The sequence below is a fragment of the Sporosarcina ureae DSM 2281 genome, from assembly GCF_000425545.1.
Classification (GTDB): Bacteria; Bacillota; Bacilli; order Bacillales_A; family Planococcaceae; genus Sporosarcina; species Sporosarcina ureae.
The window spans coordinates 91,743-114,303 of the sequence record NZ_AUDQ01000008.1 but is presented as its reverse complement, the minus strand read 5'-3'; the positions used below and the strand labels follow the sequence as shown (position 1 = coordinate 114,303).

At 41.3% G+C, this 22,561-nt stretch carries 24 protein-coding genes; 18 read left to right on the top strand and 6 right to left on the bottom strand.

What is annotated here, in order from left to right; translation table 11 throughout:
• Positions 1-34 precede the first annotated feature (34 nt).
• Positions 35-562: a gamma carbonic anhydrase family protein gene (locus H605_RS0109550; RefSeq protein WP_029054011.1), complete on the bottom strand. Its 528-nt coding sequence runs from the start codon at positions 560-562 to the stop codon at positions 35-37.
• Positions 563-625: 63 nt separating this feature from the next.
• Here H605_RS0109550 and H605_RS0109545 point away from each other — a divergent pair, with 63 nt between their 5' ends.
• Positions 626-1,573: an NAD(P)H-dependent flavin oxidoreductase gene (locus H605_RS0109545; protein ID WP_029054010.1), complete on the top strand. Its 948-nt coding sequence runs from the start codon at positions 626-628 to the stop codon at positions 1,571-1,573.
• 102 nt (positions 1,574-1,675) lie between these two features.
• On the opposite strand, the gene H605_RS0109540 is transcribed toward H605_RS0109545, so the two are convergent.
• From H605_RS0109540 to H605_RS0109520, 4 genes are all read right to left on the bottom strand, one after another.
• A complete protein-coding gene (locus H605_RS0109540; protein WP_029054009.1) occupies positions 1,676-2,245 on the bottom strand; it encodes a nitroreductase family protein in 570 nt (189 codons plus the stop codon).
• 117 nt (positions 2,246-2,362) lie between these two features.
• Entirely contained in the window at positions 2,363-3,895 is a 1,533-nt protein-coding gene (locus tag H605_RS0109535) for an AbgT family transporter (RefSeq protein ID WP_029054008.1), read from the bottom strand.
• A 381-nt stretch (positions 3,896-4,276) separates the two neighbouring features.
• The gene (locus tag H605_RS0109525; RefSeq protein ID WP_029054007.1) at positions 4,277-5,119 is read right to left on the bottom strand and encodes a YitT family protein; all 843 of its coding nucleotides are present in this window, start codon (positions 5,117-5,119) and stop codon (positions 4,277-4,279) included.
• A 145-nt stretch (positions 5,120-5,264) separates the two neighbouring features.
• Entirely contained in the window at positions 5,265-5,699 is a 435-nt protein-coding gene (locus tag H605_RS0109520) for a hypothetical protein (RefSeq protein WP_029054006.1), read from the bottom strand.
• 134 nt (positions 5,700-5,833) lie between these two features.
• Between H605_RS0109520 and H605_RS0109515 the strand changes: the two genes are divergently transcribed.
• The 14 genes from H605_RS0109515 to H605_RS0109450 all read left to right on the top strand — a co-directional run bounded on the left by H605_RS0109515 (position 5,834) and on the right by H605_RS0109450 (position 18,079).
• Positions 5,834-6,730, top strand: coding sequence for a DMT family transporter (locus H605_RS0109515; protein ID WP_029054005.1), 897 nt, complete (start codon positions 5,834-5,836; stop codon positions 6,728-6,730).
• 221 nt (positions 6,731-6,951) lie between these two features.
• Positions 6,952-7,680 carry a GntR family transcriptional regulator gene (locus tag H605_RS0109510; RefSeq protein WP_037561859.1) on the top strand — a complete coding sequence of 243 codons (729 nt, stop codon included), beginning with the start codon at positions 6,952-6,954 and terminating at the stop codon, positions 7,678-7,680.
• Positions 7,681-7,817: 137 nt separating this feature from the next.
• Positions 7,818-8,240, top strand: a complete 423-nt coding sequence (phnG, locus tag H605_RS0109505) for a phosphonate C-P lyase system protein PhnG (protein ID WP_029054003.1) — start codon at positions 7,818-7,820, stop codon at positions 8,238-8,240.
• Between the two features lie 36 nt (positions 8,241-8,276).
• Positions 8,277-8,873: a phosphonate C-P lyase system protein PhnH gene (gene phnH, locus H605_RS0109500; RefSeq protein ID WP_029054002.1), complete on the top strand. Its 597-nt coding sequence runs from the start codon at positions 8,277-8,279 to the stop codon at positions 8,871-8,873.
• Positions 8,874-9,989 (top strand): carbon-phosphorus lyase complex subunit PhnI, encoded by a 1,116-nt coding sequence (locus tag H605_RS0109495; RefSeq protein ID WP_029054001.1) that lies wholly within the window; start codon positions 8,874-8,876, stop codon positions 9,987-9,989.
• A complete protein-coding gene (locus H605_RS0109490) occupies positions 9,979-10,845 on the top strand; it encodes an alpha-D-ribose 1-methylphosphonate 5-phosphate C-P-lyase PhnJ (protein ID WP_029054000.1) in 867 nt (288 codons plus the stop codon). Before H605_RS0109495 ends, H605_RS0109490 begins: the two co-directional genes overlap by 11 nt.
• Entirely contained in the window at positions 10,838-11,677 is an 840-nt protein-coding gene (locus H605_RS0109485) for an ATP-binding cassette domain-containing protein (RefSeq protein ID WP_029053999.1), read from the top strand. Before H605_RS0109490 ends, H605_RS0109485 begins: the two co-directional genes overlap by 8 nt.
• A gap of 14 nt (positions 11,678-11,691) precedes the next feature.
• Positions 11,692-12,873, top strand: coding sequence for a phosphonate metabolism protein PhnM (gene phnM / locus H605_RS0109480; RefSeq protein ID WP_029053998.1), 1,182 nt, complete (start codon positions 11,692-11,694; stop codon positions 12,871-12,873).
• 26 nt (positions 12,874-12,899) lie between these two features.
• Positions 12,900-13,625, top strand: a complete 726-nt coding sequence (locus tag H605_RS0109475; RefSeq protein WP_029053997.1) for a phosphonate C-P lyase system protein PhnL — start codon at positions 12,900-12,902, stop codon at positions 13,623-13,625.
• Positions 13,615-14,412 carry a PHP domain-containing protein gene (locus H605_RS0109470; protein WP_029053996.1) on the top strand — a complete coding sequence of 266 codons (798 nt, stop codon included), beginning with the start codon at positions 13,615-13,617 and terminating at the stop codon, positions 14,410-14,412. The genes H605_RS0109475 and H605_RS0109470 overlap by 11 nt, the downstream gene beginning before the upstream one ends.
• 113 nt (positions 14,413-14,525) lie before the next feature.
• On the top strand, positions 14,526-15,569 hold the full coding sequence (locus H605_RS0109465) for a PhnD/SsuA/transferrin family substrate-binding protein (protein ID WP_029053995.1): 1,044 nt from the start codon (positions 14,526-14,528) through the stop codon (positions 15,567-15,569).
• 77 nt (positions 15,570-15,646) lie between these two features.
• Positions 15,647-16,429 (top strand): phosphonate ABC transporter ATP-binding protein, encoded by a 783-nt coding sequence (gene phnC, locus H605_RS0109460; RefSeq protein ID WP_029053994.1) that lies wholly within the window; start codon positions 15,647-15,649, stop codon positions 16,427-16,429.
• A gap of 13 nt (positions 16,430-16,442) precedes the next feature.
• Positions 16,443-17,231: a phosphonate ABC transporter, permease protein PhnE gene (gene phnE, locus H605_RS0109455; protein ID WP_029053993.1), complete on the top strand. Its 789-nt coding sequence runs from the start codon at positions 16,443-16,445 to the stop codon at positions 17,229-17,231.
• Positions 17,231-18,079 carry an ABC transporter permease subunit gene (locus H605_RS0109450; protein WP_029053992.1) on the top strand — a complete coding sequence of 283 codons (849 nt, stop codon included), beginning with the start codon at positions 17,231-17,233 and terminating at the stop codon, positions 18,077-18,079. Before phnE ends, H605_RS0109450 begins: the two co-directional genes overlap by 1 nt.
• A gap of 145 nt (positions 18,080-18,224) precedes the next feature.
• Here the strand turns inward: H605_RS0109450 and H605_RS0109445 are convergent, their stop codons facing one another.
• Positions 18,225-18,875 (bottom strand): SDR family oxidoreductase, encoded by a 651-nt coding sequence (locus H605_RS0109445; protein ID WP_029053991.1) that lies wholly within the window; start codon positions 18,873-18,875, stop codon positions 18,225-18,227.
• A gap of 139 nt (positions 18,876-19,014) precedes the next feature.
• On the opposite strand from H605_RS0109445, the gene H605_RS0109440 reads away from it, so the two are divergent.
• The 3 genes from H605_RS0109440 (at position 19,015) to H605_RS0109430 (ending at position 22,549) form a co-directional block, all read left to right on the top strand.
• Positions 19,015-20,289 carry a sensor histidine kinase gene (locus H605_RS0109440; protein WP_029053990.1) on the top strand — a complete coding sequence of 425 codons (1,275 nt, stop codon included), beginning with the start codon at positions 19,015-19,017 and terminating at the stop codon, positions 20,287-20,289.
• Positions 20,286-21,161, top strand: a complete 876-nt coding sequence (locus H605_RS0109435) for a response regulator (protein ID WP_029053989.1) — start codon at positions 20,286-20,288, stop codon at positions 21,159-21,161. Before H605_RS0109440 ends, H605_RS0109435 begins: the two co-directional genes overlap by 4 nt.
• 98 nt (positions 21,162-21,259) lie before the next feature.
• Positions 21,260-22,549 (top strand): cation:dicarboxylate symporter family transporter, encoded by a 1,290-nt coding sequence (locus H605_RS0109430; protein WP_029053988.1) that lies wholly within the window; start codon positions 21,260-21,262, stop codon positions 22,547-22,549.
• The last annotated feature ends 12 nt before the right edge of the window (positions 22,550-22,561 follow it).

Sequence of the window (22,561 nt, the reverse complement as noted above, 5' to 3'; positions counted from 1 at the left end):
ATTTACGCTCACGGCATTTCTGATGCACAATTTATTAAACACTCAGTTCATTTTGTAAAATAAGGTTGAAGTCTTTTCCTTTTTGAACATACGTATCAATAGACAGCTGAATCATTTCCAGATCTTGGTCATTCAATTGTCGGACAACTTTTCCAGGAGAACCGATCACTAATGAACGTGGCGGAATAACCTTTCCAGAAGGAATTAAAGTGTTCGCACCAATAATACACTCTTCTCCAATGTCGGCGTGATCGAGAATAGTTGAACCCATGCCAATAATAGAACGTTTTTGGATTTTGCAACCATGCAATACCACATTATGTCCGACGGTCACTTCATCTTCAATTTCAACAGGTGCATCTTCATATAGATGGATTGTAGAATTATCTTGTATACTACAGCGCTTGCCAATTACAATCGCACCCTCGTCTGCGCGTAGTACAGAGTTGAACCATATTGTAGATTCTTCACCAACTGTCACATCGCCAATCAGATAAGCACCTGGGGCAATGAAAGCGGATGCATCAATTACCGGACTTTTCTTATTATAAGGTATAATCATGAGTTTCCTCCTTCAAAATAATGAAATATATGATAAAGTATAACATAAAAGGGAGTGTATTGTATGAATTCGTTATGTAATGTATTATCTATCCAATATCCAATCATTCAAGGAGGGATGGGCGATATTAGTAGCCCTAAATTGGCAGCGGCTATTTCAGAAGCTGGTGGCTTAGGCACAATTGGTTGTGGAACCTCCACTATAGCAGAGGTTGATCGTAAAATTACTGATTTGAAGTCTATAACTTCGCGTCCTTTTGCGGTAAATATTGCGATTAATGTAACTCCTTACGTCGAAGAGTTTATAGAATTAGTTATTAAACACCAGGTACCGGTTATATCACTATCAGCAGGAAATCCGTCACCATATATTCAACGTTTACACGATCATGGAATCAAGGTTATAGCGATCATAGCATCTGTTAAACATGCTGTGAAAGCGGAAGAGGCTGGAGCAGATATAGTAGTGGCAGAAGGGTTTGAAGCTGCTGGAATTAACTCACCGCTTGAATTAACTACCATGACATTGATCCCACAAATCACTGCAAATGTTCAGATTCCGGTCGTAGCAGCAGGGGGAGTAGGCGATGGAAAAGGTTTGGCTGCAGCGCTTGTTTTAGGTGCTGAAGGTGTTCAGATGGGCACGCGCTTTATAGCTACTCAGGAAATGCAGGCACACGAACGCTATAAGCAACGTCTAGTAGACGCATCAGACGTAGAAACGAGAATTATTGGCCGTAAAGTGGGGCGAGTAAGGAGAGTATTAACAAACGATTATGTAGCAACTTTAGAAAAGCGTGAAAAAGAAGGAATGACGCTAGAAGAGTTTAATAAAGCAACAACTGAAGAACAGCATAAGTTAGGTGCTATTGAAGGAGACATGCAGAACGGATATATCAATAGCGGTCAGGTGGCTGGATTAATAGACGATGTTCCAACCGTTCAAGAGCTTATTGAGCGTATGATGGAAGAAGCGAAGGAAGCGTGCAAGCGCACTGCAGATTTGCTGTGAACGAATACTGATTAATATAAAATTAGCTTGCTCTCAATTTTGAGGGCAAGCGTTTTATATTTAAAGCCATAACATGAATTTACATATAAACGTTATAGTAGTTCATTCATCGATAACAGTCAGTACGTTTCGAATATCCTTACGTTCCTCAGGCTTAGGTACATGTTTCGGATAGCCGATCATTAGTGTTCCGACAATCTTTTCATCTGATTTCACACCGATCGCATCTTTAAATATCGGGTCATGTGTCCAGTCATTCGTGCGCCAGATCATGCCGATACCGCGTTCCCATGCAGCCAGCTGAAAGTTCTGGATCATCGCAGAAATTGCAGCGTAATCTTCATCCCAACGTTTTTTACGTGAGTCCTCCGGCATGATGACGACTAAATGTAGAGGAATGTCGCGGAAATATGCTGCTTTATTCTGTGCTTTATCAGGTATATTGCCATCTCTTTCTTGGGACGTTAAAAACGCCTCTATAAATCTTTCTTTGCCTTCATCAACATATAACTGAAAGCGCCACGGCTCGGTCAATTTATGATTCGGTGCCCATTTTGCGACGTTGAGTAATTCTATTAGTTCATCTATATCGACCGGGTCTTTTTTAAATTTCTTGATGGAGCGTCTGCCCATGATCGATTTCTCTACAGCATTCTTTCCTTCATAATTCATAATTAAAAACTCCTTTTGATAGATAGAATCATTCTAAATGAAAACCATTATCAACTACTATACTATCATAAAAAACCCCGTAAGAGCAATGAATGCACTTACGGGGTATGGGTCATCTTATTTCAAGTAATAAATAGGGGAGCCAGGTCCGAGGTCGATACCTAGCAACATCCAGATAATTAACGTTACGCTCCAGAACAGCAAGAAGAACATGGAGTATGGGAACATAACGGAAACGAGCGTCCCGATTCCCATCTTCTTATCGTACTTCTGCGCAAAGGCAATGATGATCGCAAAATAAGTCATGAGCGGTGAAATGATATTAGTTGAAGAATCCGCCACGCGATACGCCATTTGTGTCAGTTCAGGAGAATAGCCAAGTTGCATCATAATCGGTACGAAAACCGGTGCCATCATGGCCCACTTCGCTGATGCACTACCGATGAACAAGTTAATGAACGCCGCAATGACAATGAACATCAGTAACAAAGGAATCCCTGTTAAACTAATACTGTCAAGGAAGTTTGCACCATAAACACCTAACACTAAGCCCATATTTGACTCAGAGAAGAATGCGACGAACTGACTTGCTGTGAATGAAAGGACGATAAACATCCCCATTGCAGACATCGTCGTCGACATCATGGCGGCTACGTCTTTGTCATTACGAATCAATTTCGTTACTCTACCGTAGACAAGACCTGGCACAAAGAACATAAATGCAATGATCGGCACGAGCGATTTCATGAATGGTGATTTGATAATCGGCATATCTGCTTCATCTCCACGCAACGGAGCACCTGGGAATATAACAAGAAGCGCAACCAATGCTCCTGCAATAACGACAGAAACACCTGCCAAAATCAAGCCTTTCTTTTCAAGACGAGTTAGCTTTTCAACTTTCTCGCGGAATTCACCGTTATATTCGCCAAGACGAGGTTCTACGATTTTTTCTGTGACCCACGCACCAACGAATGTCAGAACGATAACAGAAAATGCGATGAAGTAGTAGTTCATGGCAATATTCATACCTTCTGCATATTCGGGATTGATGATCGCTGCGGACATGATCGTCAATTCGCCGAGTAATGCATCAGTACCCGAAAGTAGCAAGTTTGCACTGAACCCACCGGAGACCCCGGCAAAAGCAGCTGCTAGACCCGCAAGAGGGTGTCTTCCAAGTGCTGCGAACAATACCGCACCAAGTGGCGGCAAGACAACGTAGCCTGCGTCAGAAGCTACACTCGACATAACGCCTGCAAATACTAATCCAAGCGTGATCATTCGTTTTGGAACAGACATTACAAAGCCGCGAAGTAAAGCACTGATCAATCCTGAACCTTCTGCGACACCAATACCAAGCATCGTGATCAGCACGACACCAAGCGGAGCGAAACCGATAAAGTTATCGGTCATATTCGTAATGATGTAATGAATACCTTCACTACTCAGTAAATTATTTACTTCAATCATTTCGCCTTCTTTACCCGGATGTTCTGCACTAACCCCGAAGTAAGAGACTACTGCCGAGATGACGATTACCAATAAAGCCAAAACAGCAAATAATGTAACCGGATGTGGCAATCGGTTACCGGTTTTCTCAATCATATCCAAAAACTTCTGGAAAAATCCTTTTTTCTGTTTATCCATGATAATCTCCTCCCACTTGAAAAATACTATTCAATCCATCACGAAAAGGTATGAATTTTTCAGATATTATCAAGTATATAGAAGAACTCGGTTGAGTGAAACGCTTTATTGAAATAATTAAATTGGAAGATAGTTGTGACTATTGCAAGGAGGTTGAATAGTGTGGAAACAGGAGATAAAGATAGCCAAGTATTGGGTAGGGAAGTGTACTAGTGACAAAGCATCCACTATATTCTTTCCTGGCGGCTTCTCGGTAGCAAATTGCATGCCGCCGCCACTGATTTAAGCATGAAAAATAAGTAGGATAACTCTCTCCTTTACCTGTAATGGTATGGGAGAGAGTTCATGATAGTATGGAAATGAACTGTTAGGAAACAAATTTTATTTTGGTCGTTGTTCCTTAAATCCGCGCTTGAAAATTTCTTGTACATTATTGATGGTAACGTATGCATCTTCGTCTACCCGCTCTAAAATACGTCGCAACTGAACGATTTCTGTCTGGTTGATAATAATATATAAAATCGCTTGCTTCTCGAGCGTATAGCCGCCGCGACCGTCAAGAATCGTTACGCCTCTGCCCATTGTCGTGAGTAATTCATGTCGAATATCTTCTTGGTGTTTCGAAATGATCATCACGGCTTTTCTATCATCTGCGCCGTCTACTATTTTGTCAATCACTTTTGCACCCACATACACAGCAACGAGCGTAAACATTGCTTTTTCTTTACCGATAACAAAGGCTGACAATAAAATGACGGAAATATCAATAACTAGCACCGCTTTCCCAACACTCCAGCCAAGCCATTGCTGAAGCATCCGAGCAATAGTAGTCGCGCCGCCGGAAGTGCCGCCAACACGAAAGATCATTCCGAGACCCCCACCAACAAATAAACCGGCAAATAACGCGGCAAGCAATGTATCGCTGCCTAACTGTTCTCCCCAATTCTTCGTTAACTCAAGGAAAATGGATGAGAATATGATGGTGATGACAGTATAAATAATCGTTCGTTTACTGAAGAACCTATACCCGATCGCAACGAGTGCTAAGTTGATTACAAAACTGACAAGTCCAGGTGACCATTCGAATAAATAGTATGTAATGATGGTAATCCCGATGACGCCGCCTTCAGATAGCATATTTGGAATCGCGAAGTAGTTAATCCCAATTGCGAACATGAATGACCCTAAGATTAAAGCGGCATAATCAAGTAGTGTTCGTTGCATATAATCCCCTCTTTCCGAAATAGCGACATACTGTAGTATGCCGCTTCTGTGCTTCCCATGAAGTTTCTACTGTAAATGCACTATACCTGTTGGTCCTTCGATCAAAACATATAAATTAACTAGTTATGGTTGTTCCTTTAGATTTTCAGTCTACGTCAATGAAAATCCCTTTAATAACAGGCACATCCTCGTCGTCTTTCCCCTCATACGTACCGTAAACGGATACATCAAAGTCTTCCAAAATATCGGTACGCTCCCCTAGTCGGATATCTTTCACGTAAATGATTTCATTCGAGGATTTATCTGTTTTATTTTGCACAGTTAGAGTTCCTTCATTAACAGCTGTCACGGTTCCAAGAAACTTCACTTTGGAATTGACAGGTACTTGATCATCAGCAAAAGCAGCATACTCATGTTCTACCGTATCTGCTTTTAGACCATTTTCTACTTCGTCACTTGCTTGTTCTACCGGAGCTGTATCTTCTACTGGTTCCGTTGATTCGATCGGTTCCTTCGGTTCATCATTGCTACAAGCCGCTAATATAGCAGCAGTTATCATCATTGCAAATAATTTTTTCACGTAAAATCGCCTCCAATAATAATCATAAGGAACTTTTGCAAAAAAGAAAACCTTTGTCTTGAATTAAAGTCAATAAAAAGATTGTGAGAATAGACTAGATTTAAAGGATCAATATAATTAGAAAGGATGGAGGAGTGAACAAGCTATTTACAAAATCTACCGTCGCGTTGGCAGTTTTAGTCATGATTTGGGGCATTAGTTGGCCGATTTATAAACTATCGATCGTGTATGCACCGCCACTATTATTTTCGGGTATGCGTGCGTTGCTAGGTGGTTGTTTCATTGTATTACTGATGATAAGACTGCGTGACAGATTGCAATGGCGTCAGCATTGGCGCAAATATTGTATTTCAGCTTTGTTCAACACCGTTCTGTTTTTTGGATTGCATACGATTGGGCTACACTATTTGCCGGGTGGGCTATTCTCTGTACTTGTATACTTCCAGCCGGTCCTTCTCGGATTATTTGCTTGGATGTGGCTGGGAGAAAGTATGACTGCAACTAAAATAACGGGTCTGTTGATTGGGTTCATCGGAATAACTGTAGTTAGTGTGGAACATTTCACTACCCAGATTTCCATACTCGGCGTCATATTAGGTGTGCTGACAGCATTCTTTTGGGCAATTGGCGTTGCATATGTGAAGAAAGTAAGTGAGGAAGTCGATGCATATTGGATGGTGGCAATGCAATTTACTATAGGGGGTGTAGTGCTGCTTGTACTCAGTGCCGTTACAGAGAGCTGGTCTGCGATAGAGTGGCATCCTATGTATCTATTTGGGCTTGGATTCGGTGCAACAATGGGTATTCCGGTTGCCTATATCATTTATTACTCGCTCATTCGTGCGGGAGAGGCAAGTAAGGTGGCGGTCTTTACCTTTTTAGTGCCTGTTATTTCGGTGTTCATCAGTACGGTGTTTGTCGGTGAGCCGATGACGCATACGTTGTGGGTGGGCTTGTTACTTGTCGTTGTCAGTATCTGCTTTGTCAATTACCACAAGAAGGAAACTATTCATGCGGATGGATACAAATAGTAAGGGGTGATGAAGAGTTACTATCCTAATAATCCGCGTATCATAAAATAATCAAAAGCTTACGTGAAATATTTGCTTCGTGCAGAGGTGGTTCATACGGCAAGCTGTTTAGTTAATATGCAACCTGTTGAATTCTTAAACACTGTCTTTCGTCTTTCAAAATAGGAAGTATAGTACAATATAATTGAAAATATGTCTTCTATAACAGTTCTTAGAGGGAGATGGCTATCATTTCGGCGGAAAAGGAAACAGAGATTATTGATGAACTAATGGAACAAATTGTTTCAAAGACCTTCACATATGGACATAGATTACCTTCTGAAAATATTCTGGCGAAAAAATACAATGTACCGAGGATGACTGCAAGAAATGCATTAACCAAGTTGGAAGAACGGGGTTTTATTTATTCCAAACAAGGCAAAGGACGGTTTCTAAAAGAGCAGGCGATACAAATTCAGCTGTCTCTAACTGCAGGGACGAGCTTTACTGAAAAGATGAAGGCATTAGGGTATGAGTTAGAAACGCGCACGATAAATTGTGAACAAATTCCTTACGATGAACATACGTATCACGTATTAGAAACGAGGAAATCAGACGCTATCTACAAAATTGGAAGATTGCGTTTGATTGACGGTGAGCCGATCGCTATTCATTATTCTTTTGTTAGCGAAACGACCATACCGCGCATTAAAAAAGATTGCTTCAAAATCCAATCGATGTTTGCCTATTATCGGAAACTTGGCTATGGAGAATTTAACAGTCGCAAATCTCTACTAAGCATCACATTTCCAACTGCTGGTGAGCAACAGTTGTTATCTTGCAAAAGTATGGTCCCGCTCATTATGGTTGAAAGCGACTGTGTAGACCAGAAAACTGGTAAGGTGCTTGAATATACTAAAGTGCTATATCGCAGTGATAAGTTCAAATATGATATTACGATGAATTCATAAACAAGCAAGGGTCTCTCATCCTTGCTTGTTTTTTTATGTCCAATTGTAAAGAGTGTTTACAATATACTAACCGTATCTTAAAACACACCAACTTGGCGACAAGTTACTATTAATTTATAGAAAAGGAGGGAGCACATATGAAAAGAAGAAGAAGAACTGAAATTCTCATTCAAGATAATGGTCATCTTGCTAAAACATTTGCGGAAACTATCACGGCTGTATATGAGTGTCGTGAAATTACAGCACCTCAATATGGAATGACGATGATCAAAATGCGTGAAACCTCTAAGAATTCCTTGTTTTATATGGGTGAAGTCCTAGTTACAGAAGCAAAGGTAGAGATTGCCAATCGTATCGGGATCGGCATCGTCACGGGAATGGAAGAAGAGCTCGCTAAGCATTTGGCGATCATCGATGCAGCGTATAAAGCCGATTTGCCGGAAGCGTTTCTATGGGAACCCCAGTTGATCGCTGCTGAGGATGAAATCAGGAAAGCGAAAACAAGACGACAGGCAGAGTTAATCGGTACAAAAGTTAATTTTGAAACGATGGAAATATAATTACTTACTAGAAACAAAGTGGACAGGAGAGAGAATATGGCGATTGATCAAGTACATGATTTGCAATATGTCTATCGTAAATTACTGCATAGTATGTCGCGGCCGGGCACGATTTCATCCATTACTGAACCGGTGAACCGAATGGATTATTCTATTCCTTGCAGTGAAGCTTTACTTTTAACTGCAATGGCATTATTGGATGGAGAAGTCACTTTCCATATTGTATCTGATGAACACCAGGAGCTAATAGAAAAGATATCGGAATATACTTCTGCTAAATATGCATCCATTCATGAAGCGGATTTTGTCATAGTCCTTCGCGAAGATAAAGAGCAAGAAATACGACACGCTTTGGAACAGTGTAAAGTCGGATCTCTTATTGATCCACAGCAATCTTCCACTTGGCTCATTGAAAGTTCTGTATTAGAAAATGATGGTGAAATCGTATTAAAAGGTCCGGGTATTCAATCAGAAGTGTCCTTACAAACAGGGTTTCCAGTGACGTTATGGCAAGCTAGAAATCAGCGGACGAACGAATTTCCGATGGGAATCGACTTAATTTTTATCGATCAAGCTTCACAAATTGCTTGCGTACCTAGAACAACAGCAATTGCACATAAGGAGGTGGGATAAGTGGGGTATGTTCCTGTAAAAGGAGGTACTCAGGCGATAGATGCTTCTATCAAACGAGTGAAGTTCGAACGGCTCAAAGGGCAAGCGATTCTGGAAATTGAAACGATTTTGTCGACGATGAGAGCTTTGGTCGATCAAGTTATGTCGGAAAGTAGTTTATATTCTCCGCAATTAGCGGCATTGGCCATCAAGCAGGCGGAGGGAAGTATGGAAGAAGCAGTATTCCTTATGCGAGCTCACCGATCCACATTGCCAAGATTGTATTACAGCGAGTCAGTCGAGACAGATGCAATGTTTGTAGAAAGAAGAATTTCTGCGAGCTTTAAAGATATACCTGGGGGTCAATTACTGGGTGCCACGTATGACTACACACATCGTCTTCTAGATTTTAATTTAATCAATGAAAAAAAGGCGGATAATACGCAGTGGCTGCAGAGCTATGCCGAAGAACTTCAAGAGGTGAAAGTGGAAGAAACGGTTGAACGCTATCCGAAAGTTGTAGAGTACCTTCGTAAAGAAGGGTTGTTTGAACAATATGAAATGGACAATACAGAACCTGAAGATATTACAAAACAAAACTTGGAGTTTCCGGCGAGCCGTAGCGCGAGATTACAAGTCCTGACCCGCGGACAAACAGGTGCATTGACTTCTTTGGCATATGCCTCGTTGCGCGGATATGGAGAAGTTCATCCGACTGTAGGTGAAGTGCGCGTAGGTTCGCTGCCAATTTACGTTAAGCATCCCAACGAAGAAGACGGTTCAGAGGACGAAGAGTTTTATATCGGAGACATTCAAGTAACGGAAGTAGAATCGTTTGTGCCCGTCCATGTGAAAAATGAAAACAATGAAGAAGAACTGGAATTTGAGATTGGATATGGAATTTGTTATGGACAAAATGAAACCAAGACGATTGCCATGAGTATTCTCGATCAGTGCCTAGAACATCTAAATGATGAATTTCCAACACATGATGAAGAATTTGTACTGCTTCACATTGATTCAGTGGAATCTAGTGGATTTATTTCCCACTTGAAGCTACCGCATTACGTGACATTCCAATCTAAATTAGACAGTATACGGCAAGTGAAGAAAGGGGTGCAGGTCAATGAAAGCTAACACGCATTTTGCTTTTTTCGATGAAGGTTCAAAAAAGGAAATTCGTCGCGCTACTCTAAAAGCTGTAGCGATTCCAGGCTATCAAGTGCCGTTTGCTTCTAGGGAAATGCCCATTGCACGAGGCTGGGGAACAGGTGGATTGCAGCTTACACTTTCCCTTATAGGACAAACAGATGTGCTAAAAGTGATTGACCAAGGCTCCGATGAATCTGTCAATGCAGTGAGTATAAAAAAGCTTGTCCAAGATACAACGGGCGTTCAACTGACAGAGTGTACAGAAGAAGCGGATATCATTCAATCAAGGCACCGGATTCCGGAATGTTCATTGACGAAAGAGCAGATTCTTGTGTTACAAGTTCCGATACCAGAGCCGTTGCGTGCCATTGAAGAAAGGGAATATATGACAAAACGTATGCATGCGGAAGATGATTATAGTGGTGCTTGGCTGATGTTGTTTGAGCAAATTATGAAGTTCGGAAAAACGGCGACAACTGCTGATCATCCCGTATCGGTTCACGATCGTTATGTAATGGCACCAAGCCCAATTCCTCGATTCGACAATCCCAAAATGGATCATTCTGAAGCCTTGATCCTTCTCGGAGCAGGAAGAGAAAAGAAAATTTATGCTGTACCGCCCTATACATCCGTCAAATCGTTAGCTTTTGAAGATTATCCATTTACTGTTGAATCATTTGAAGGAGCTCATTGTCATTTGTGTGGAGCAGTAGATGTTTTCTTGGATGAACTCATAGATCACGAAAAGGGTGCAACGATTTATCAGTGCAACGATTCGGCTTATTGTATAGAACAATTAAACAAACAAGAGAAAGTCGAGGTGGAAAGCACGTATGCATGAAACACCGATTTTACGGGTTGAGAATCTATGCAAACAATATGGTACGGGTTGTCAAGAATGCCAAGATAAAGAGCGAAATAGTGTAGAGAAAAATTACTGCAAATCTTGCGGAACGGTCTTTGCCGTGCGGGATATCTCTTTAGATCTTTATCGTGGAGAGATTTTAGGGATTGTTGGAGAAAGCGGAAGTGGCAAATCGACGATGATGCAGTGCTTGTATTTTGATACCGACATCACGTCTGGAGCTGCATACATTAACCGACCGGGGAAAGAAAATGAAAATGTTTTTGAATTGTCTTCTCAGCAAAAGCGTATGATTCGAAATCATGATTACGGCATGGTGTATCAAAATCCAGTTCATGGACTGAAAATGAACTTTTCATCGATTGGCAACATAGCGGAAAAATTAATTGCGGCTGGAAATCGGAATGTGTCGGATATGGAGGCAACAGGGAAAAGATTGCTTACGAATGTTCATATTCCTTTGCACCGTATGAAAGAAGAACCCGAAAAGTTTTCGGGGGGGATGCAGCAGCGCGTGCAAATTGCTAAAGCGTTATCGAATAACCCACCTATTTTATTTTTGGATGAAGTAACGACTGGGCTAGATTTGTCGGTGCAAGCAAATGTACTAGATTTAATTAAAAAAATTCAAAGGGAACTACAAATCAGCATGATCGTGGTGTCACATGATTTGGCAGTGATTCGGATGCTGGCGGACCGTACTATTGTTATGTTAAACGGCGAAATAATTGAAGAAGGTTTGACGGATCAAGTATTGGAAGACCCACAACATGCGTACACACAACAATTAGTGTACTCATTACTATAGGAGGAACTGCTGACATGTATGTAATCCACAATGGGAATATCATAACAGAAAACGAAATTCTTGAAGGCTTTGCAGTTGTTGTAGAAGGGGAATTTATTCAAGATATTATCCCGCAGGAAGACGTAATGAGATTTCCTGAAGCTAACCGGATTGATGCCGGTGGTGGACTTATTTCTCCAGGGTTTATTGATATTCATTCTGATTATATTGAAACAATTGCATCGCCAAGACCTTCTTGCATGATGGATTTCGATATAAGTTTGCGAGAGGCTGAAAAAGTATTGATCAGTCACGGGATTACCACTATGTTTCACTCACTGTCCTTTTATGGGGAAGACGTCTTTACACAGAAAACGATGCATCATCCAAAGAATATCCAGCGTATGATCGATGCTATCCATTCAACACATGGGAATTTACACTTGATTCGTCATCGTTTACATGCGCGATTTGAGATTGACAATATGGATGGCGTGGCGAGTCTTGTGCGGAATATAGAAGATGACAAAGTTCATTTGCTTTCTTTTATGGACCATACACCGGGACAAGGGCAGTATCGAAATTTAGAAGTGTATCGTGAAACATTGAAAGGATATCGAGATCTATCAGATTCAGACATCAATGTGCTGATCGCTGAAAGGCAAACTACAGAGTCTCTAACGACTGAAAACATGAAGGAAATTGCAGAGATTGCTACGGAAAAAGGCATTGCTATTGCATCTCATGATGACGATAATGTTCAAAAACTGGAATTAGTGAAAACCTTTGGTACGACCATTAGCGAATTTCCGATTACGTTGGAAGTTGCGAAGAGAGCGAAAGAACTTGGCTTGCATACGATTGCGGGTGCTCCGAATGTTTTACTTGGTGGTTCTCATTCTGGCAATTTATCTGCAACAGAAGCAATTGATCATGGCTGTATTGATATTTTATGCAGTGACTATTATCCTGCGGGGCTGTTGCATGCGGTCTTTGCATTACATGAACAATATGGAAATGATCTGCACCAAATGTTCATGATGGTTACGTTGAATCCGGCGAAGGCAGTCCGAATAGATGACGAATTGGGATCGATTAAAATTGGAAAGAAAGCCGACCTACTAATCATTGAGAGAATGGATGACGGCTATCCTATGTTGACGACAACAATGGTAAACGGAATGCTGACCACAAAAACTAATTATCGCACAAACTAATGTAATCGGAGAGGAGCATCATCGTGATGTCTATACTGGAAATTGCCGGATTCGGAAAACGTTTCACTATTCATCATTTAGACAAAACCATGCCAGCTACAGAAAACATTCATTTTTCCTTAGAAGCGGGTGAGTTTATTGGCATTGTGGGAAAAAGCGGAAGTGGAAAATCAACGATCTTAAAAAGTATTTATCGTACGTATTTACCGGATGAAGGTAAGATCCTATACGACTCGCAGCGCTTTGGGCTTGTAGATTTATCTCAAGTGAGCGATCGACAAATGCTGTACTTGCGTAAATACGAAATTGGTTATGTATCTCAATTTTTAAATGTTATGCCTAGGACAACCTGCCGACAGCTAGTGACCAATGCGCTGTTGGAGATGGGGGAATCTGAAATAACAGCCAATGTTGAAACTGAAAAAACGTTAGCTCATTTCGAACTGGATCCTAAGCTATGGGACAGTTATCCAAATACTTTCTCGGGCGGCGAAAAACTACGCTTGAACATTGCCATGGCTACTGTGAAAAAACCTAGACTATTATTGCTTGATGAGCCGACTGCTAGTTTAGATCAGCAATCAAAAGTAAGAGTTCGTGAAATGATAGAAAAGCTGAAGAACAATGGGACAACGCTCGTAGGGATTTTCCATGATATAGAGTTCATGGAAGGGTTATGTGACAAAGTATTCGACATGAAGGCGAAAAAAATCGTGCTGGACAATAAGGTGGGTGTTGGTTCTGAAAGCTGATCTACATGTTCATAGTCACTATTCAGATGGCTCGGATTCGATTTCTACTGTTTTTCAAAAGGCTGCACAGGCCGGCTTAACACATATCAGTTTTGTCGATCATGATACGGTAGCCGGCTGGGAGGAAATCCGAACTGTAAGTGAGAATTTCGGCATCATAGCACTACCCGGCGTTGAAATATCAGCATATGACTTCCAGCGGCAACGGAAAGTACATGTGCTTGGCTACAACTATGATCCCACTGCAATACATATCCAATCGATTTGCCAACCATTGCTAGAGAGAAGGCACGCTCACTCGCTTTGGCAAATAGAACAAATAGTAAGAGCCGGTTATGTGCTGGATGAGGACAGAGTCCTTGAATCTGCGAAACCTTCTGGAACGGTTTACAAACAACATATTATGAAAGAGCTGACGAAAGATCCCTTTACTTCAGTTGCCTATCAACAATTGTACAAAGAGTTATTTAAAGGACAGGGCGTCGCTTCAGGAGATATAGAATACATCGATGTGTATGATGCGGTGGAAGCCATTAAAGCTGACGGCGGATTGGCTGTAGTTGCGCATCCTGGACAATTGGATTCATATGATTTGATCGTTGAATTGGTGGAAGCTGGACTTGACGGTATTGAACGCAATCACTTTGATCATACAGCCGAAGATAGTAGACGAGTTGAAGAACTAGCCGAACAGTATCATCTGTTAATGACAGGTGGCACAGACTATCACGGTGTATTTGGGAAAGAAATTGATATTGGCGATATTGTGAGTCCTTCCGATTTTTAATGGATGGATCAAAACGGTGTAAAGAGTCTGTGAAGATCCTGTAAATACCCACATTGCGTTATCTTTCTATGTTTCAATAAAGTTGATTAACTAGTTGAAGAGGAGTGAACTTGATGAAGAAATTGAATTCGGTCTTCGCAATACTTGCGTCAGCCACTTTACTACTGTCTGCGTGTTCAAGTAGCCAAGCGGGAGCGGAAAAAACAGAAGTGGATGACGTCATCAGTATTGTCTGGTATCCCAATGAATCAGGAAATGATATGAAAACTTCACGAGATGAAATTGGAAAAGCCATCGAGGAAACAACCGGAAAATCGGTAGAGCACAAGTTGACGACTGATTATGCAATCGCAATTGAAACTATGGTGAATGATAACGCGGATCTCGCCTACATGGGTGCGCAAGGGTATGTCCAAGCTAATAAAGGAAATGAAGCAAATAAGCCGTTAGTAGTTTCCACTGGCCCGTCTGGTACATTGGACGACGCCTTATATTATAGTTGGCTTGCAGTTGACGTAGAGGATCAAGAAACCTTTAAAGTAAACGGTGAATTCTCCTTAGATACAGTAGCGGAGAAAAGCATTTCATTTGTTTCAAATAGCTCCACTTCAGGATTTGTCATTCCTTCCTCCACGATAATCGATCATTTTGCTAACAACAAGAAATATGGAGAATTGAATACCGAAGATCTAATGGAAGGTGGCCCTCTATTTTCACAAGTCTTATTCGGTAATTCCCATCAAGGTTCAGCAGTGAATGTATTGAATGGCAGTACAGATGTGGCGGCTTTTTGTGATACGTGTGTTGAATCCTATGTAGACGTAGTAGAAGGCGAAGAGAATGAAGTGGGATCTGTATATAAAGTGAAAAAAGATGCAGCGGAACCATTTAATCGTGTAGCAGGCAAGGAATTCACTCTGATGGAAGTAACGCCTGTACTTAACGCTCCATTTGTTGCGAATACAAATGTTCTTGGTCAAGAAGACTTTGATAAATTACAAACACTATTCACTTCAGATGAGTTTGCCGATAACGAAGAGATTTTCGTACCAAAAGATTCTAATGCAGCAGGCTTATTCTTTAAAACGGAAGAAGAGCGTTTTGTGCCAGTTGAAGACGCTTGGTTTACCCCGGTCCGAAATCTTTTTAATGAATAGGTGAGTTCAGTCAGGGCGTGCATGGAATTGTACGCTTTGATTGTATATATATTCGAATAAAAGAGGAGCGAGAAGATATGTCTTTATTAACAGTACAACAACTTGGGAAATCATATAACAATCAAAATAAAGTCTTGCAAAATGTAAACTTTGAAGTGGATGCTGGTGAATTTATTTCGATCATTGGTCCTTCAGGCGCGGGAAAGTCTACCTTACTTCGATGCATCAATCGAATGGTTGATATTGATGAAGGTGCGGTAATCTTTGATGGAGCAGATGTAGGAACGTTGAACAAAAAGGAATTACGAAAGTTACGAACGGATATTGGTATGGTTTTTCAGCATTATAATTTGGTGCCAAGATTATCTGTCATTGAAAATGTTCTGCATGGTCGATTTGGTTACAAAACGACATTGCAGGGAGTTATGGGCAGATTTACTGAGGAAGAAAAAGAGCGAGCGTTTTTCTTATTGGAAAAACTGGGGATTGTTGAACATGCCTATAAGCGCTGTGATCAACTAAGTGGTGGACAGCAACAGCGAGTGGGAATTGCACGTGCGTTGATCCAAGAACCTAAAATTGTTTTATGCGATGAACCTATTGCTTCTCTTGATCCGAATGCCTCCAAAATCATCATGGATCATTTAAAGTCCATCACGATGGAACTTGGGATTACATGCATCGTGAATCTGCATCAAGTGGAGGTTGCACGTGATTATTCAGATCGTATTATAGGGCTCAGGCAAGGACAAGTGGTCTTTGATGATGTGAGTCATCGCTTGACTCTGGAACGTACGGATGTCATTTACGGTACCAAGACAAAGCCCGTGCCAGTAGTAAGAGAACTAGCAACGGTATGAGGAGCTAACTATTGTGAATGAAAATAGAATACGATACAAGAAAAACCAACAGATGATAATAGTGGTCCTTCTTCTTGCGTTAGTAACGTATCTGTCATCCGTGCTCACCGACTTTAATATTTTACATGGACTCGCGACGTTACCTGAAGCTTTTATATGGATATTTTCCAACTTGGTAGTCACTGAGGAATCACTTGAACGTATGCCAACCATTCTAGACAAATTAGTTGAAACGATTCTCATGTCTATTGCGGCAACTACAACAGCTACTATTCTTTCACTTTTCTTGGGAGTGATGGGCTCAAAATCGGTGGGGACGAGCAAGTTACTTGGCATCTTGGCGAGGTTTATAGCATCGCTATCAAGAAATATTCCTGTGGTAGCCTGGGCATTGATTTTACTTCTATCGTTCGGGCAGAACTCTTTAACAGGATATCTCGCTTTATTCGTTGGTTCGGTCGGTTTTCTAACTCGGGCTTTCATTGAGGTCATTGACGAGTCCAGCCAAAGTGCGGTAGAAGCGTTACAAGCAACAGGTGCAACATATATCCAAATTATTATGAAAGCAGTCATTCCTGAGTGCTTGCCGCAAATAATTAGTTGGATACTGTTTATGATTGAAACAAATATACGCAATGCTACGTTAGTAGGAATCTTGACAGGAACAGGGATCGGCTACACATTTGACTTGTATTATAAAACACTCAACTATCACGGGGTGGCATTAGTTACTGTCAGTATCGTCGTGGCTGTCATCCTCATTGAACTACTTTCAAACCATGTACGGAAGGTGATTCTCTAATGCAAGCGACAACACATATGAAGCGACGGAGTGATGGTCGTATTAGCATAAAGTCGGGCAATGAAGTACAGCTAATCATGCAGTTAACCATCCTCATTCTAACCGTGCTGACTGTCTTAGCTTTCCTGTTCTTTGACTATACAGGGCTCGACATTCAACGAGCTATCCAAGAAACAGCCTATAATTTGAAGGTTATGTTTTTAGAACCTGCTCTCAGTCATTTCGGTTGGGGAGAAGCCATCTATCAAGTGGGTATTACACTCGGACTCGCCTTTTTATCTACAATTCTAGGAGCCGTTCTTTCGTTTTTTCTAGCATTATCTGCAGCGACTAATTTGACCAATGAATGGATTACCAAAATAGTTCGCATTTTCTTGGCCTTTATCCGTGCAGTTCCTACGGTTTTATGGGTTTTGATCTTTGCTATTGCGGCTGGATTAGGGAGTGAAGCTGCAGTGCTTGGCATGCTGTTTCATTCAATTGCATATTTAGTAAAAGCTTTTTCTGAAGCGTTTGAGGAAGTGGACAAAGGAATTATCGAGGCGTTAAGGGCTACGGGCGCGGGTTGGTGGCACATTGTAGTACATGCCATACTTCCTTCGACATTTACATATCTTATGTCCTGGACTTTTCTGCGGTTTGAAATTAACTTTGCGGTAGCAGTTGCAATGGGAGCGGCAGCCGGAGCCGGGGGGATCGGTTTCGAGCTGTTTATGGCTTCGAGCTTCTACTTCGATTTGCGTGAAGTAGGAATGATTACATATATGATTCTAGTATTGGCGATCATACTGGAGGTCATATCCACTTTGCTGAAAAACCGCTATTTTCCTGCAAGTATAAAAAATTGAGTTTGCTGCTCCGTGTAAATGGAAGAGGAGTAGTAATTAAAATGATTTGTAAACTAAAGACCAACTCATGGGGAGTTGGTCTTTAGTTTATTTTTATTCCGTGATTATAGTTACTATCTAAATTGTTGATTCTATTGCTTTGCCTTTATAGCGCATCGATCGCTTCTCTAATCGGTGTAGAGCCACCAATGACTTGAAACTCTTTTCCAATTGTTGAGTCGTTTTCCAAACAAGCGAAAATGACTTCTGCGATATCATCTCGTGGTACTTCGTTTGGTTCGACAGTATTCGCGGCTTTTACTTTGCCTGTTCCTTTGTCGTTTGTTAAAGCACCTGGATGAATCATCGTATAGTCTAGATCAGTTGAACGTAACCATTCATCTGCGTAGTGTTTTGCTACAACGTACGGAGCAAATGATTCTGACGCTTCCTGGATTGCTTTGCGTGTTGTGTCGTACGAACTAATCATGATGAAACGTTTAACGTCGGCTTTCTCCGCTGCTTGTATAGTTTTAATAGCACCGTCGAGGTCAATCATCATCGTTTTATCTGGACCGGTTTTTGGGCCGGAGCCGGCTGTGAAAACGATAGCATCTACACCATCTGCTGCTTTTACAATGTCTTCTACTTCGCCTTCAAGATCTACAAGCACGGTTTCCGCACCGATTTTCTCGAAATGTTCTGCTTGTTCTTGCTTACGGATCATTGCTTTTGCTTCAAGTGTGTTGCTATCTTGAATCAATGATACTAACTGTTTTCCGATCTGACCGTTTGCACCTACAACTAAAACTTTCATTTTTTTTCATCCTTTCAATATATAAATATAATAAATATCCCTTCTTACTGTACCCGTAATATCCAAGTCCAAAACTGTACATTGCTTTCCAGGTTGCTATAATACGTGTACGATTACTTATTTTATTAGGAGAAAAATAATGAATGCAAAATTAATGTGGCGCCATGTATATCAATCAGAAGCGGCAAGAATTGCATTTATTGCAATCTTGACAGCTCTTACCGGTGAATTGAAAGTGATGCCGTTTGACGGAGAAATGTTCCGTTTTGCGTTAGGCGGTATATTGTTCTTTTTACTGATTCTTATTTATCCACCTGTTTCCATTTTGCGCACAGGATTTGTAACAGCAGTTACCGTAGTAGTATTTCGCGTAACGAAAGAGATGTGGCTTGGCGCTGAGTTGCTTGAGAGTTTACAGATGCATGTACCCGTCTTTTTATTTTACTTTATCGTGGCGGTCGGCTGGCACTTCGTCGGTCTTGAAAAATATAAATCTTTACCACTTCGACTGGGTGCATTAGCTTTCTTATTTGAAGTAGTGAGCAACACGTCCGAGCATGCACTGCGTAATTGGTGGCAACATGGTTCACTACTTAATGGTAAAGAGTGGGGCATTCTAGTTGGGGTGGCACTATTGCGTAGTTTCTTCACGGTGGGGTTATATAGTTCTGTGGCATTATCAAAAGAGAAGCATCGTGTAGAGGAGATGCTTGGGGTAGGTTATGAGTTGTATGCGGAAGCACTGTATTTGCAAAAATCCATGAACCATATAGAACAGATCACCGCGTCAAGTCATGACTTGTACCGCAAGCTCAAAAAGGAGAATCAACGCGAGCTTAGCACCCAGGCGTTGCATATTGCGCAGGAAATCCACGAAGTGAAAAAAGATTCCCAACGAATTCTGGCGGGATTATCAAAGTGGACTACGCGGCAACAAGTAGAGGCATTTTATCTATCTGATTTACTCGACATGGTCGTCACTGCGAATGAAAAGTACAGTGATATGATCGGTAAGGAATGCATGGTGGAAAAAACAATTGATGCGGACTTCCAAACAGGACAGCATGTACCTTTGCTTGCCGTGTTGAACAATTTGACGGCGAACGCGGTAGAAGCTATTGAAGAAAAAGGTCATGTACACATTACAGTCGAGAGGGATGGAGCGTGGGTGCGTTTTAGTGTGTGTGATACAGGAAAAGGTATTCCTTTTGAACATGAAGACGTAATATTTGAACCAGGATATACGACGAAATTTACGGATCAAGGAACAGCAGCAACAGGTATCGGGTTATCGCATGTATGCACAATTATCGATGCGATGCAAGGTACAATTGCTGTAGAACGCCTAGATAAAGGACTGAATGTACTAGTGGAAATCCCCATGGAATCCATTATGAAGGAGATAGAAGCATGAGATATTTTATCGTAGATGATGATAAAGCAAGCCGTGTGATGCTAAAAAATATTCTAGCAGAGCAAGAAGGGATTGTGATTGGCGAGGCTGACAGTGGAGTGAAAGCTATTCCTCAAATACTATCCTTGGCACCCGACGTTGTATTGATCGATTTATTGATGCCCGAACTCGACGGGATCGAAACGATTCAACAGTTGAAATCGCAAGGCTACTGCGGACAATTCATTATGCTGAGCCAAGTAGTTAACAAAGAGATGGTTGGCGAGGCCTATCAAGTCGGCGTCGAATTTTTCATACATAAGCCGATCAATCAAATAGAAGTACAGAGCATCGTGCGACGTACAGCTGAACAATTACGTCTAAAAAACTCCTTATTGACGATTCGGGAATCACTGGCGCAATTCGGTTCTGTTGAACAACCTAAAGTGCAACAATCGGTGAAAGATATTGTTCTAAAGAAGCTGCATGATATGGGAATCTTCAGTGACAGCGCGAGTCGCGACATCGTAGCCATCATGGAAGTCTTGAACGAGCAGCGAGCTGTTCAACTACCGCCTTTAAAGGGGCTGTATGAATCCGCGTTGACCAAACTGGGTGTGCCAGATGGAGACATCTCCAAAGAAAGTAAGGCGATGGAGCAAAGAATCCGTCGGTCAATCCTTACCGCAATGGAACATTTGGCCTCACTTGGCGCAGTGGATTATACAATCGATGAATTCGAATACTATGCACCACGCTTCTTTGATTTCCAGGAGATTAGTATGAGAATGAAACAGATTCAAGAAGAAAGTTTCGATATTAGGCCTGTCAAAGTGAATAGTAAGAAGTTTCTTCATGTGTTGTATATGGAGGTAATAGAAGAACGAAAATAATTATTGTAGGATATTGTAGAATTTTGTAGGGTCCCCGTAAGATATGAATAAGTCACTGAAAGAAAGCGTTTTCAGAGAACGTCAAAGGGGGATTATCGATGAAAAAGATATTTAAATTGTCTTTGGCTTACCAAATATTAATTGGATTGGTTTTAGGTATTGCAGTCGGTGCAATCTTTTATGGTAATCCTAATGTAGAGAGATACTTACAGCCAATCGGCACGATGTTCATCAATATGATTAAAATGATTGTGGTACCTATTATTATTTCAACGCTAGTCATCGGAGTAGCAGGTACAGGTGATATTAAGAAATTAGGTAAACTTGGCGGTAAAACGCTTTTATATTTTGAAATTGTAACAACGATTGCGATTATTGTGGGACTTATGTCAGCTAATATTTTCAAGCCAGGTGAAGGCATCGATATGTCTTCTCTTGAAAAGGGTGACATCTCGCAATATGTAGAAACGACAGAAGAAGTGCAGAATGGCGGCTTCATGGATGTGTTAGTCGGCATCGTACCAAGTAATATCGTAGACTCGATGGCGAATGGAGATATGTTGCCAATCATTTTCTTCTCTGTGTTATTCGGTTTAGGTGTAGCTGCAATCGGAGAGCGAGGCAAACCGGTTCTAGAAGTTTTCCAAGGAGTCGCAGACGCGATGTTCTGGGTAACGAATATGATTATGAAATTCGCACCGTTTGGTGTATTCGCGTTAATTGGTGTAACGGTATCTAAATTTGGTTTGGAATCACTCATTCCAATGGGTAAATTAATGGTACTTGTATATGCCACGATGATATTCTTCATCATCGTTGTGTTAGGTGGGATCGCGAAGATGGTCGGCGTGAACATCTTCCACTTCATGAAGATCTTGAAAGACGAATTAATTCTAGCATTTTCAACATCCAGTTCGGAAACGGTGTTGCCGAAAGTGATGGAGAAAATGGAGAAGTTCGGAAGTCCGAAAGACATCGTATCTTTCGTGGTACCGACAGGTTATTCGTTTAACCTAGATGGATCTACACTTTACCAAGCATTGGCGGCCATGTTCATTGCACAAATGTATGGAATCCAGTTGAGTATTACGGAACAAATCACATTGGTATTAGTGTTGATGATTACCTCTAAAGGAATTGCGGGCGTACCTGGCGTTTCATTCGTCGTGTTACTTGCGACACTTGGAACAGTAGGCATTCCGCTTGAAGGCTTGGCGTTTATCGCGGGTATCGACCGTTTGCTGGATATGGCACGTACGGTAGTTAACGTAATTGGAAACGCTCTTGCAACCGTAGTTTTGTCGAAGTGGGAAGGTCGCTTCGGTGAGGAATCAGTGAAGACAGAAAGCGAACCTCAATATGTCTTTGCAGAAGAGAAATTAGTTTAATTGAACGCTGTC